Source organism: Dialister sp., assembly GCF_036343215.1.
Taxonomy (GTDB): Bacteria; Bacillota; Negativicutes; order Veillonellales; family Dialisteraceae; genus Dialister.
Genome location: NZ_JAZASU010000049.1, coordinates 1 through 13002 on the forward strand (window position 1 = coordinate 1; position 13002 = coordinate 13002).

At 49.1% G+C, this 13002-nt stretch carries 11 protein-coding genes; 9 read left to right on the forward strand and 2 right to left on the reverse strand.

Features of this window, described 5'->3' with window-relative positions; genetic code table 11:
* Nucleotides 1-309 precede the first annotated feature (309 nt).
* From rsmG to bcp, 8 genes are all read left to right on the forward strand, one after another.
* Complete coding sequence (rsmG, locus tag VZT47_RS07170; protein ID WP_330224288.1) at nucleotides 310-1020, forward strand: 16S rRNA (guanine(527)-N(7))-methyltransferase RsmG; 711 nt, start codon at nucleotides 310-312, stop codon at nucleotides 1018-1020.
* A gap of 254 nt (nucleotides 1021-1274) precedes the next feature.
* Entirely contained in the window at nucleotides 1275-1937 is a 663-nt protein-coding gene (locus VZT47_RS07175) for a TetR/AcrR family transcriptional regulator (RefSeq protein ID WP_330224289.1), read from the forward strand.
* Nucleotides 1938-2277: 340 nt separating this feature from the next.
* Entirely contained in the window at nucleotides 2278-2832 is a 555-nt protein-coding gene (locus VZT47_RS07180; protein ID WP_330224290.1) for a TetR/AcrR family transcriptional regulator, read from the forward strand.
* Complete coding sequence (ftsH, locus tag VZT47_RS07185) at nucleotides 2829-4736, forward strand: ATP-dependent zinc metalloprotease FtsH (protein WP_330224291.1); 1908 nt, start codon at nucleotides 2829-2831, stop codon at nucleotides 4734-4736. Before VZT47_RS07180 ends, ftsH begins: the two co-directional genes overlap by 4 nt.
* A gap of 402 nt (nucleotides 4737-5138) precedes the next feature.
* Entirely contained in the window at nucleotides 5139-5783 is a 645-nt protein-coding gene (locus tag VZT47_RS07190; RefSeq protein ID WP_330224292.1) for a hypothetical protein, read from the forward strand.
* A gap of 332 nt (nucleotides 5784-6115) precedes the next feature.
* Complete coding sequence (locus VZT47_RS07195) at nucleotides 6116-6754, forward strand: hypothetical protein (protein ID WP_330224293.1); 639 nt, start codon at nucleotides 6116-6118, stop codon at nucleotides 6752-6754.
* Between the two features lie 258 nt (nucleotides 6755-7012).
* Nucleotides 7013-7420 carry a PhnE/PtxC family ABC transporter permease gene (locus tag VZT47_RS07200; protein ID WP_330224294.1) on the forward strand — a complete coding sequence of 136 codons (408 nt, stop codon included), beginning with the start codon at nucleotides 7013-7015 and terminating at the stop codon, nucleotides 7418-7420.
* A gap of 164 nt (nucleotides 7421-7584) precedes the next feature.
* Nucleotides 7585-8046, forward strand: coding sequence for a thioredoxin-dependent thiol peroxidase (gene bcp / locus VZT47_RS07205; RefSeq protein WP_330224295.1), 462 nt, complete (start codon nucleotides 7585-7587; stop codon nucleotides 8044-8046).
* 217 nt (nucleotides 8047-8263) lie between these two features.
* On the opposite strand, the gene VZT47_RS07210 is transcribed toward bcp, so the two are convergent.
* Complete coding sequence (locus tag VZT47_RS07210; RefSeq protein ID WP_330224296.1) at nucleotides 8264-9031, reverse strand: nucleoside phosphorylase; 768 nt, start codon at nucleotides 9029-9031, stop codon at nucleotides 8264-8266.
* A 443-nt stretch (nucleotides 9032-9474) separates the two neighbouring features.
* The gene (gene fliB / locus VZT47_RS07215) at nucleotides 9475-10416 is read right to left on the reverse strand and encodes a flagellin lysine-N-methylase (protein ID WP_330224297.1); all 942 of its coding nucleotides are present in this window, start codon (nucleotides 10414-10416) and stop codon (nucleotides 9475-9477) included.
* Nucleotides 10417-10792: 376 nt separating this feature from the next.
* Here fliB and VZT47_RS07220 point away from each other — a divergent pair, with 376 nt between their 5' ends.
* Nucleotides 10793-12457, forward strand: a complete 1665-nt coding sequence (locus VZT47_RS07220; RefSeq protein WP_330224298.1) for a ribonuclease J — start codon at nucleotides 10793-10795, stop codon at nucleotides 12455-12457.
* Nucleotides 12458-13002: the final 545 nt, after the last annotated feature.

A 13002-nucleotide genomic window follows, 5' to 3' on the forward strand; every position in this document is an offset into this window, starting at 1 on the left:
TCAAGTACTTTTTTCAGATTTTGTCGGATTTTTTTAAATTTTTTGCACAAAAAAAGCACGCATCTTTCGACGCGTACTTGAACTATTTCATGATTTTCTTAAGTTAATGATATTGCAGTTAGTTATTAGCAGTTAGCAGTTAGCGGTTAGCGGTTAGCGGAAGAGTCACATTGTGGGAGAACACTGTAATTGGGAAGAAAGGTTTTCCGCAGAAATGGAATGCTAACGGCTAGCAACTGAAACCGAATCAATTTCATTTCAGCCCCGCAGGGAAAATGGGGGAATTCGTCATTGCAGGAGGAGAAAACAATGACAGCTTTGGAAATGATGGAAGCTCTGGGTTTTCCTGCCGATGAGGAAAAGGCGGCAAAGCTCACGGAGTATAATGCCATGGTGATTGCCATGAGCAAAAAAGTCAATCTTACAGGGATTAAAGATGTGGACGAAAGTCTCATCAAAAATGTCTACGATTCCCTCACCGTGTATGATGCGAAATATTTCCCGGAAAAGGGAAAAGTCCTGGATCTGGGCACGGGAGCCGGATTTCCCGGCGTGCCCCTGGCCATCCTTCGGCCGGATATGCTTTTCGTCCTGGTGGATTCCATCCAGAAGAAACTGACCTTCGTGGAAGATGCCTGCAAAAAGCTGGGCATTAAAAATGTGAAATGTGTCCATATGCGGGCCGAAGAAGGGGGACGGCGCAGGAAAACCCGGGAAGCTTTTGATGTGGTCACTGCACGGGCTGTCAAAGCCATGCCCATTATTTCCGAATGGGCTCTGCCTTTTGTGAAAGTGGGCGGCGTTTTTGCAGCCATGAAAGGGCCCGGGGCCATGGAGGAAATGAAACAGGCCGGAAAAATCCTCCGCGAGCTCCATGCAGAGCTTTCGGAAAAGAAGGAATTCGAACTCCCCGGCGGAGATAAAAGATGCATCCTCTACCTGAAAAAGACGGCTCCCTGCCCGAAGACTTATCCCAGAAAAGTGGGGATAGCGGAAAAGAAACCGATTATCGGTGAATGAGTATAAAGCGGACTGCGGCTTGCGCCGGGTCCGTTTTTTATGTCCCAAAGGCCTGAATTCATGGGGGGAAAAGTGAACGGTTTCTATAAATCAGAGAATGGCCGGCAGGAAATCTTCCGGGACTGCCGATGCGGTGGAAATTAAAAATTTCATCTCTTTGTGACTGATTATTGACTTTTTATTGAAAAATATTTCTTTTTGTTCTATACTATAAGAAAATTGACCATGGGTTGAAAAAAGGAGGCAGTAAATTCATGGCACTCACGAAAAAGGCAGAACGGACGAAGGCAAAGCTCCTGGCATCGGCAAGAAAGCTCATCAGCGAAAATGGCTTTGATCAGGTGTCCGTGGAAGATATCACGAAGGATTCGGGCGTAGCCAAAGGCACTTTTTACCATTATTTCAAATGCAAGGAAGATGTGGTAGCAGAGCTTTCCTTCCAGACCGGCAAACAGGTGACGGAAGACGCAGTCAACCTTGACAGCAATGTGTATGAAAGGTGCTGCTACTTCATTGCCGGCCTTTTCAAAGATGCGGACTGGAGCGGTGTACGCATGATCCGTCAGTGGCTCCGGGAAAGCATGGAATCCGAAGGGACTCCTACGGAGACCCAGACGGCCCTGGAAAATCTTCGCCGGGCCATTTTGAAAGTCATGACGGTTCATATGGGCGAAAAGCCGGGAGAGTTGAAAAAGGATGCCCCCGTGGAAATGCTGGCCCGCCTGGTGATGGGCCATTTCCTGGGAGCCCTCACCATCTGGTGCATGATGGACGGGGAATGGAAACTTTCCGATGACATCGCTATCGGCTATACCCGTATGGATATAGGAAATATGCTGGACTCCTACATGATCGGCGGCATCCCCGGAGAAATCCCCACGCCCCCTGCTCCCACCGATGAAGATTTAAAGAAATGAGCAGGCAGCAGTCAGCCGTTAGCAGTTAGTTTTGTCAAATTTATGCGGTGCAAAATCGAATGCGCCGCTTTTTTTATTGCATTTTCACAGCCGGCAGTGGATAGCTGATGGCCGATAGGTAAATAGCTAATGGCTAATCGCTAATGGTTAAAATTGCCGAATCAAGAATCAAGAATCACGAAGAACGAACAACGAACAACGAAGAACGAATATCGAAAATGACTCTAAATTAAAAAAATCCCATTGACAGCTCCTTATTTCCATGCTATCATACATCTCATAAGAGACAAAAAAGTCTCAAATGAATAGAATGGAGTTTTGAAATAGAAAGAGGTGTCTCATGATTACCGCGGAAAGGGAAGCGGAATTGAAAAAACTGGCCCTGGCGGTCTGCAGGAATCCCCGCTCCACGGCAAAGGATCTGGCCGAATCGGCAGGCATCAGCAAAGCCACTTTTTACCGGGTCTATTCTTCCAGGGAAAATCTGGTTGAAATCCTGAATGAGAGGACAAAGGACATGGTGGAAAACCTCATGATGATCGTCCGGCAGCGGGACAAAACCCCGCGGGCCGTGCTTCATGAATTCATTCTGGAAAGCTGTGAAAATAAAGAATACCTGCTCCGCATCTGTTACAGCAGTGCCACGGGCTGTGATGAACAGTGTTCGGACAGTTATGTGCAGAATGTGACGGATTTCTTCCTCTGGGGACAGAAAGAGGGAGTTTTCCGCATCGATCTGCCGGCATCGGTGATGAGTGAACTTTTCGGCGGCTCCATGCTGGCCCTTTTCGAAGGGGAGCGGACAGGGCGTATCGCGTCCGCAAGCCTTGCCGATTACTGGGAAATATTTTTCCTGAAAGGTGTAGAAAATACTGAAAGAGGCGATGTGAAGTGAAAGAATTCAAGCCATCAAAGAAACCAATCCTGACGTACTACCTCGTCATATTTCTGATCATTATTTCCATCAACTCCTGGCTCTGGCCGATTTTCCGGGGCGAGGAAAATACAGTGAAGGAAATGGATTACTCCAATTTCATGACCCTCACCGAAGAACAGCAGATTGACAAAGTCCAGATCGAACAGGACCAGATCATTTTTACGAAAAAGGGAGAAAAACAGGCCTACAAAACGGCACCCATCAATGATCCTCAGCTTGTGGACCGACTGCACAAAGCCAATGCGGATTTCACCGGAAAAATCGTGACCCCCATGAATCCACTGCTGAATTTTGCCCTCACCTGGATTCTGCCGATTCTTATTTTCTTCGGTATCGGCCATTACATGAATAAACGGATTATGAACCGTATGGGCGGTCAGGGAGCCATGCAGTTCGGCATGGGGAAATCGAACGCAAAGATTTATGTGAAACCCACGGACGGCATTAAATTTGCAGATGTTGCCGGGGAAGATGAAGCGAAAGATTCCCTGAAAGAAGTGGTTTCCTACCTCCATGACCCCAGCAAGTACAAAGATATCGGTGCGAAAATGCCGAAGGGCATTCTCCTCGTAGGACCGCCAGGTACCGGTAAAACCATGCTGGCCAAAGCCGTAGCCGGCGAATCGGGGGTACCTTTCTTCTCCATTTCCGGTTCTGAATTTGTGGAAATGTTCGTCGGCATGGGTGCTGCTAAAGTCAGAGACCTTTTCAAACAGGCCAAAGAAAAAGCGCCCTGCATCGTATTCATCGATGAAATCGATGCCATCGGCAAAAAGAGAGGCGGAGCCGCGATTGGCGGCAATGATGAAAGAGAACAGACCCTGAACCAGCTTCTGACCGAAATGGACGGATTTGAAGAAAATACAGGCGTCATCATTCTCGCCGCTACGAACCGTCCGGAATCCCTGGATCCGGCGCTGACCAGACCGGGACGTTTTGACCGTCAGGTGCCCGTAGCCCTTCCGGACCTCCAGGGCCGTGAAGAAATCCTGAAAGTCCATGCCCGGAAAATCAAAACCGCTCCGGCCATCGATTACAATAAAGTGGCCCGTATGGCCTCCGGCGCATCGGGCGCAGAACTGGCCAATATCATTAATGAAGCAGCCCTCCGGGCTGTCCGGGACCGGCGGCCCTATGCGACCCAGGAAGATATGGAAGCTTCCATCGAAGTCGTTATTGCCGGCTATGAAAAGAAACATGCCATCCTTACGGATAAAGAAAAATGTGTGGTCGCCTACCATGAAATCGGTCATGCCCTGGTGGCAGCCCTTCAGAGTCATACCGCCCCGGTCCAGAAAATCACCATCATTCCAAGAACCAGCGGCGCTCTCGGCTATACCATGCAGGTAGAAGAAGGAAATCATTACCTCCAGACCAAAGAAGAACTGGAAGCCCAGATTGCCACTCTGACTGGCGGCCGGGCTGCTGAAGAAGTGGTCTTCGGGACATCTTCTTCCGGAGCTTCCAATGATATCGAAAAAGCCACCCGCCTTGCCCGGGCCATGATTACCCGATTCGGCATGAGTGAAGAATTCGGTATGGTAGCCATGGAAAATGTACAGAACCAGTACCTCGGCGGAGATACCACCCTTGCCTGCTCCCCGGAAACCCAGGCCAGAATCGACCGGGCTGTTTCCGAGCTCATCGGCAGGCAGCATAAAAAAGCCATCACCCTTCTCACCGAAAACAGGAAGAAACTGGATGACCTGGCCAAGCACCTCTATGACAAAGAAACCATTACCGGTGAAGAATTCATGGAAATCCTGAATAAAGAAAAGGCAGAAGAAGCTTCTCTTCCGGCGGAAGAACCAAAGCAGGAAGTAAAAGAACTGCCCCATCCGGAACTGAATCTGGAAAAATGAGTTTGGTGAAATATAATTCGCGGAATGGATAGAGACAAACGAGGTAATCGTTCTTCGTTGTTCGTGATTCGTTCTTCGTGAAGGCGGCCCGCTTCAGAAATGAGGCGGGCCATTTTGTGTGGGAATTTTCTGCGGAATGGATAGAGGCAAATGAGGTAATCGTGGTCCGTGGTCCGTGAAGGAGACCCACTTCGTGGAATGCGCATCAGGGTGAATGATTTCATACCGGGAAGAGAAGAAAATATTTCAGACCGCCAGTCAAAAAACATTAGAGGAATTGGGTTTATTATGTTATAATTAACTAATATTAAACGGAAATTTTACGTGTTCATGAAAAACGGAGATTGATTTTTCCCTGAAAGTTTTAAGAATCAGGATTATGCGTTAAGGCTGGTGGACTGGATGGACGTGGAAGCGCAGGAAATCAAAAGACAATTTCATAAAGGACTTGTTATTTTGGCAGTATGTGCGGTACTCTGCTTTATACCTCTTTTATTTACGGATCCTTCCTTTGCCTGGGAAAATGGTCCTCTTGAGATGGCACAGAATGTGGTCCTCTTCTTTGAGACCTGCCTTTTCCTGTATTTCTATAGAGGCGCCAAAGGAAGCCGGTATCAGGGTCTCTGGCTCACTACGGCCGGCCTTTTCCTGATCCTTTTCGGGCGGGAACTCAGCTGGGGACGGGTCTTTTTCTTCAAGGAAATGGCCTCTTACGGTCCTGCCTTCTACAGTCTGAGGGAAATCCCCTATGGATTCCTGGTGAACTGGGTGGTGGGCGCCCTGATGCTTCTTACCCTTTTCGGCCTTTTCCGCTATGTCCCCTGGCGGGCCATAGGGAAGGAAATCCCCAAACCCTGGATTTTAATGATTCTGGTCATCTTCATGGCAGTCCTGTCCTCTCTGGGGGACAAAGAAAAAATCCTTCATACCGTCTTTGACCAGACCATCGAAGAATATGCGGAACTCCTCATGTACATTCTCCTCGGCATCGGGGCTTACTGGTATTATTGCTGGATCCGGTGGCTTGAAGGAAAAAGTGGTCAGTGATAAGTGTTTAGTGATAAGTGAAGGTGCGCCCTTGTGGGCGCATTTTTTAGTGTGCTTTCCTCTCATCCGGGGGCCGGGTAGAGCGGGTGGATTTGAGGGCGGCGCGGACCCGGGTGATTCGATTTCCTGAAATTCCATAGCCCTGAGTAAGAGGGGTATATTCGTTTTGTATGGGTGGGCTTTTTCGCATGAAAATCCCTATGATGCGTGTTAAAATAAGTTGTCGAATTTACAGGGAGTTTACATTTTCCCTGCCGGCCGGCTCTCTTTTCGGGAAATTTCACTTTGTTTCCCGAGCAGGCCGGGTGTTATTTTAAGGACAGGTGTTTCTGATGGATTTTGAACCTGAAACGATACGGCGCCGTTTTCGCAAGTGGGAATTGATTCTGGCGATAGGCACGGTGATGTGCTTTATACCTCTTTTATTTACGGATCCCTCCTTTGCCTGGGAAAACGGGCCTCTGGAAATGACCCAGAATTTCATCCTCTTTTTTGATATCTGCATGGCTCTTTATTTCTACAAGGAAACAAAAGGAAATCATTGCCACAGGCTCTGGCTCAGCGTGGCCCTCCTTTTCCTCATCCTTCTGGGACGGGAACTCAGCTGGGGTCGTGTCTTTTATTTCAAGGAAATGGCATCCTGGGGGCCTTCTTACTACAGTTTGAAAGAAATCCCCTATGGATTTATAGTCAATCCCACGGTGGGAGCCGCCATCCTTCTGACGGCTTTCGGCCTTTTCCGGGATGCCCCCTGGCGGGCCATCCGGAAAGAAATCCCCATGCCCTTTGGCCTCATGGCTGCGGTCATAGTCTGCGTGGTTTTATCTACCCTGGGGGACAAGGAAAAGATTCTCCATACCGTCTTTGACCAGACCATCGAGGAATATGCGGAACTTCTCATGTACATCTTTTTGGGGACCGGGGCTTCCTGGTATTACTGCTGGATCCGGTGGTGGGAGAGTAGAAAATGACGGGTAGTGCCTTTTTGTATGAAAGGCACTTTTATATTGGAAAAGACGGACTTCGGATTTTGGATTTCGGATTTCGGGAAGGTGGCGCCCTCAGGGCAAATTTTTTATTTTCCCTGCCTTGCAGCCGGCCCGCCTTCGGACTGGAGAGCAGGGCGGGAACGGAAGGAGTCTTCTTCCGGCGGGTCCGTTTTCATAAGGAAGCGGGCTGTCTTTACAATTTTACAAACCATACTATACTGAACAAAAAAGTGGACTTGAATGTGGATCCGGGTCACGGGACCGGGACCTTTTGCAGGGGTACTGACCCTTTCCCTCTGCAGTGTGGGCCTTCTGGCCAAGCGGTTTCTAATCGCCATCGATACTATGGATTTGAAACCGTTTCTGGCCGGCCGGGCCATGGGAAACCGTTTCCTCCCGAATCTCCGCTGGACTGTCCTTCCCCAGCTCCTGCCGCGGTACGGTTCGGCCATTTTATACCGTTTTGATATCAACCTCCGGGATGCGGCCATTCTTGGTTTCGTAGGAGCCGGAGGCATCGGGACGCCCCTCATCCGGGCCATGACGCTTTATGAATGGCAGGCTGCCGGCGCCCTGCTCTGGGGACTGATCTTTCTGGTAACCCTGGTGGAAATCGTATCCGAAAGGCTGAGGAAGGACAGGAAATAAAGGGGAGCCGTCAGCTGTCAGCCGTTAGCCGTTAGAAGAAAAGTTAGTGATTCGTCTCCGATGGGGACCGGTGTGATTTTCCTTTTCTGCTTTACTTGAAGGCGGGACATATGGTATCATATCGATAGAAATCGAAATAATATTTCCCTATAAGGAGGCTTCTCATGGCACTTGTGATTGGCGAAAAGGCACCGGATTTCACCCTTCCCTCGGACTCCGGCAAAGATATTTCCCTTCATGACTTCGAAGGGCAGAAAGTGATTCTTTATTTCTATCCGAAAGACAATACCTCCGGCTGCACCCTGGAAGCCAAAGCGTTCCGGGATCATCTGGAAGATTTCAGAAAGCTGGGCTATGTGGTTCTCGGCGTGTCCAGGGATTCCGTGAAAAAGCACTGCAATTTCCGGGATAAATACGAACTCACCTTCCCCCTCCTTTCCGATTCGGAAGAAGTGGTGGTCAATCTCTATGGCGTACTTAAAGAAAAGATGATGTACGGAAAGAAATCCATCGGCATCGAAAGGTCCACCTTCATCATCGATGAAAAAGGAAATCTGGTCAGAGAATACCGCAAAGTCAAAGCCGCTTCCCACGTGAACGATCTTCTGAAAGACCTGGGAGCATAAGAAACTAAAAAACTGTGTAATGACGAATGTCAGTACACAGTTTTTTTAGCATTTAGCAGTTAGTGGTTAATTGTCAGGGAAGAGGCCCGCCGGGGCGGCCTTTATACAATCCGGCCGGGAGTCGGAAATTCGAAAAAGGGGCCCCTCTATCCGGCGCCCCTTCTAACTGCTAACGGCTGACAGCTAACGGCTGATTTCACATGAAAGCTTCAGAAAATTAAATGGCCATCACAGCCTCCATGCCCAGAAGCAAAGCCGCATTCCGGCTTTCCGCTCCCCAGTTCCTTTGATCGTGGGCCATTTTTGCCAGGGTATCGGCGGTGAACATGATCTGGGCGAAATCTTTTTGACGGAAAATGGCGCAGGCGGCCAGGGCGCTGCATTCCATATCCACGAGGGTGCAGCCTTCTTTTTTCCGCATTTCTATTTTTTCCCTCGTTTCCCGGAAAAAGCCGTCACTGGTCCAGGTGGTGGCGGGATGGAAGGGGTATCCTTTTTCCTCGTAAAATGCTTTCAGCTTTTCCAGCGGCCCCTTCGGAAGATCCACAAATCTTGATGGCGGCAGGTAATGAAAAGAAGTCCCTTCGTCCCGGAGGGCTTTTTCGATGGGGAAGAAACAATTCTCCGGAATGTCCGAGAGAGCTCCGCAGCAGCCGATGGCCAGGATTTTTCCCACCCCATAGGCAAAAAGCCGGTCCTCAATCAAAACGGCAGAAGGCGCTCCGGCCGGGGCCTGAACGAGAAGGATATCCTCTTTTTCTCCCGGAATCCGATACAGGGGAAAAGGCTTCGTGAGGGAGAGGAATTTCCCAATCACTTCACCGCCCTTCGATTTCGCGAAGGCTTCAATCCGCTTTTCGCCAAGGAAAGCGAGAAGACAGCGCTTCGGGAGGTGAAGGTCAAGCTTTTCGAATCTTGGGGAAATCAGGCCCGGGGTGGGGGTGAATTCGGAGAGGGGGATGGGGGATAAAGAACTGTCATTCATGAGGAAACTCCATTTCTTTAAACTTTTGAATCGGGGATGTCGGGAATCTAGGGAATCTCGGGGTTCGTTTCGGGGGTGTCGGGAAGGTGGCGCCCTGCGGGCGCAGAGTTTTATATTTGCCTTCGGCGTGCATTTTGCATGGATAGGGTTTATTTCCAATTTGTAATAGTTATTCAACAAATCGCCAAGTACCTGTAGTACACCCGCAACACCTGCCTGCGGCGGGAGCTTCCCCTCAAGGGGGCTTGGGAGTTCGTGCGAGCTGAGATGAGTGTCACTCTATTATCCATTAACCCCAATGTACAGCTTCGCAGTCGAAATGGCAGGATAGTTTCCAGGTCCATTACCTATTAACCCCGATGTACAGTTTCATGGGCGAAATGACGACAAGGTTTTCCGGGGATAATCTGCTAACTACTAACGGCTAATGGCTAACGGCTCCCTCACCGTTCATCATAGAACTCCGAATCCGGACCGATTTCGTTTTCTCCATACCCGTATTCTTCCGCGATGCTGTCCAGAAGGATGGTCACATTATCCGTGTCGTATTCAATCTGTTCGGACCAGCGGGCCGGGGAGCGGAGGGGATCGCCGGTCCTGGCCGTTTCAAGGAGGGTGAAAAACAGACTTTCATCCACATAACGGATGAGGATGGAAAGGTCGTAAGATTCCAGCCTGTCCAGCTGCCGGAAGAGAATGTACTGATAGAGATTATCGAAATAGAAAGGATATTTTTCTGCCAGTTTTTTTACTTTGGGGAGAAGGACGGGGAGATGATTTTTGAGGAAAATCAGGTTTTCCGTCCATTCTTCATCGATGGGCTCCGTTTCGGAGAGTCTTTTGAGGAGGAGCCGGGCGTCCACTTCTTCGAATTCCGGAATGAAATGGTTATATCCCGGTTCCGAATCGGACCCCAGGATGTGAAGGATTTCCTCCATGGAAAGCCGCTTTCCTTCCGGTGTGGAAAAAGTGATGGGCCCTTTGAGGTCAAAAATCTGCTCCACCGTCCTTTCGCAGCAGAGACCGGTGCCCGAAAGCTCCACTTCTTCATCGGTCATGGGATTGAAAGTGTACTTGTAAAACCTCGGATGGGCGGTGCAGATATCGCACATATAGGAAGGCCCTTTTTCCAGATACAGCCGGCAGAGTCCCTTTTCCGTGAGGAAATGGCAGAATCCCTTCTCATTCAGCCTGAAACAGGTGGACCCGTCCTCAGAAGTCTTCATCCATTCCGAGAGCTCCTTCCCCAGGGGACCGGCCGTTTCGCGGTACCGCTTTTCCGTTTCAGGATCGATATCGATTTCCCAGGTCTGGCAGCAGGTATGAAGGCAGCGGTCCGCCTTGCAGGAAAAATGGGGAAAAAAAGATGGGAATATATGAATCATGGCGGAGGCCCCCTCGGATGAAAATGACTGGTTTCCTTTATTATAGCAAGTTGGAAGATAATGGTTAATGGCTGATGGGTAATAGGTAATGGCTTTGCAATATATTCATCTCGAAATAGAAATAAACCATTCTCGCCCCGGTTGAGAGCCGAAGGCCCTATATGTAAATTTGTGCCCGAAGGGCGCCACCTTCACGAATCACGGACCACGGACCACGAATCACGATATCGAATTCCGTCGCAGAGCCAATTATTTCTACATGCCCTTCCTTCATGTGATATAATAACAAGAGCGACTATGGAACGGCTTTTCATATTTCATATATAGTTATATAAATAGAAAAACTCGGACAATTACAACTGAATAAAGGAGGTTAATCTTGGCAAAAGCTAGATTACAGATTATTCCCCTGGGAGGACTGGGGGAAATCGGGAAAAACATGACTGTTTTCCGTTACGGCGACGAAATTATCGTAATTGATGCAGGCATGGCTTTCCCCGAAGAAGATATGCTGGGGATCGATATCGTCATCCCCGATTTTAGTTATTTAATTGAAAACAAGGATAAGATCAAAGCCATCCTGATCACCCATGGTCACGAAGATCACATCGGCTCTCTTTCTTATCTTTTAAGGGATGTAAACGCTCCGGTTTATGCGACAAAGCTGACCTGCGGCCTCATCGAAGGCAAACTGAAGGAAGCCCATATTTCCAATTATGATCTCCACGTGGTGAAATCGGGGGATGAATTCAAAGCCGGTTCATTCAAGTTCGGTTTCTTCCACGTCTGTCATTCCATCCCCGATTCCTGCGGCATTTATCTGCGCACGCCCATTGGCACCATCGTCCATTCCGGGGATTTCAAATTCGATCATTCTCCGGTAGACGGGGAACTGACGGATATGTACAAACTGGCCGAACTGGGCCATCGGGGGGTCCTGGTCCTCTGCGCCGATTCCACGAATGCCCAGGTTCCGGGGTATACCCAGTCTGAAGCAGTGGTCGCAAAATCCCTCATGGAAGCTTACAGCGATGCCAAAGGCCGCATTATTCTTGCCACCTTTGCATCCAATGTTTCCCGGATCCAGATGGCTGTAGATGCAGCCGTTGCTTTTAAGAGAAAAGTCTGCGTATTTGGCCGGTCCATGGTCAATGTCGTAAATATTGCCCTGGAAATGGGATATCTGACCGCGCCGGAAGGTACTTTTATCGAACCGGAAGAAATGAACCGCTTTCGGGATGACCGTCTCTGCATCTTGACCACAGGAAGCCAGGGCGAACCGATGGCAGGCCTTTCCCGCATGGCGGATGGAAGCCACCGGCAGGTACAGATTCATGCAGGGGACACGGTCATTATTTCCGCTTCCCCCATTCCGGGCAATGAAACAAGTGTCGGCCGCACCATTGATAATCTCATGCGTCTGGGGGCTCATCTTGTCACCAGTTCGACCACAAAAGTTCACGTATCGGGCCACGGTTCCCAGGAAGATTTGAAAACCATGCTTTCCCTGGTTCGCCCGAAATTCTTCATTCCTGTCCATGGCGAATACCGTATGCTCTGCCAGCATGCCGAACTGGCAGAAAGCCTGGGCGTGAATAAGCAGAATATCCTGATTGGTGAAAACGGGGATATTTTCGAATTCACCAATAAAAGCGCCAAAATCAATGGCAAAGTCCAGGCAGGACCTGTCTTTGTCGATGGGCTGGGTGTAGGAGATGTAGGAAATATCGTCATCCGGGACCGTCAGCAATTGGCCCAGGACGGGGTAGTCATCGTAGTCATCGCTTTGGAAAAAGGAAGCAATCAGGTCCTGGCAGGCCCGGATATCGTTTCCAGAGGTTTCGTTTACGTCAGGGATTCCGAAGCCCTTTTGACGGAAGCGAGAGATCGCATCGAATCGGTTCTTGACCGCTGCGAAGCAGGAAATGTCACCGAATGGAATGCCATCAAAACCCAGATCCGCGATACCCTGGGCAAATATTTCTACGACAAGACAAAGAGAAGACCTATGATCCTTCCGATTATCCAGGAAGTGAAGTAAGGATTTCATTCTTATAGAAATAAAACCGTATTTTCATGAATGAGAGAATACGGTTTTTATTTTGTGCTTCATTGGGAGGAGCGGCTTTTGAATCGGGGATGATTGGGAATAGTTTCGGGGATCTCGGGACTATCGGGAAGGTGACGCCCTTACGGGCGCGAGTTTGTAGATTGCCTTCGGCCTTCAACTGGCATGAATAGGGATTAGTTTCAATTCGTAAAGATTATCCAGCATATTGCCGGGGACCGTTAGTACACCCCTTCACCCTCGCTGCGCTCGGGAGCTTCCCCTCAAGGGGACGCTTGGCGGGATAGTGCGTATTACCTTTTATCTCATTACTTATTAACCCCAATGTACAGCTTCCCCAATTCACAGTTTTCTTTCTATCCTGCAGCCATTCTGAGAACTGCTAACTGCAATATCATTAACTTAACAGCTGCTAAAGTGCTTCCAAATCGAAATTTCTCTATTGCGTTTAAAGGAAATAGGGCCTTATTCACCCTGTTCGGAGTAAATTTTAGTAGTTTTGACCGGTTTTTGAGGCA

Bases quoted from the DNA above. Each gene is read 5' to 3' on its own strand.
- VZT47_RS07180 (WP_330224290.1), top strand. From the start codon at position 2,278: ATGATTACCGCGGAAAGGGAAGCGGAATTGAAAAAACTGGCCCTGGCG.
- VZT47_RS07195 (WP_330224293.1), top strand. From the start codon at position 6,116: ATGGATTTTGAACCTGAAACGATACGGCGCCGTTTTCGCAAGTGGGAA.
- VZT47_RS07190 (WP_330224292.1), top strand. From the start codon at position 5,139: ATGGACGTGGAAGCGCAGGAAATCAAAAGACAATTTCATAAAGGACTT.
- VZT47_RS07175 (WP_330224289.1), top strand. From the start codon at position 1,275: ATGGCACTCACGAAAAAGGCAGAACGGACGAAGGCAAAGCTCCTGGCA.
- VZT47_RS07210 (WP_330224296.1), bottom strand. From the start codon at position 9,031: ATGAATGACAGTTCTTTATCCCCCATCCCCCTCTCCGAATTCACCCCC.
- rsmG (WP_330224288.1), top strand. From the start codon at position 310: ATGACAGCTTTGGAAATGATGGAAGCTCTGGGTTTTCCTGCCGATGAG.
- fliB (WP_330224297.1), bottom strand. From the start codon at position 10,416: ATGATTCATATATTCCCATCTTTTTTTCCCCATTTTTCCTGCAAGGCG.
- VZT47_RS07200 (WP_330224294.1), top strand. From the start codon at position 7,013: ATGTGGATCCGGGTCACGGGACCGGGACCTTTTGCAGGGGTACTGACC.
- bcp (WP_330224295.1), top strand. From the start codon at position 7,585: ATGGCACTTGTGATTGGCGAAAAGGCACCGGATTTCACCCTTCCCTCG.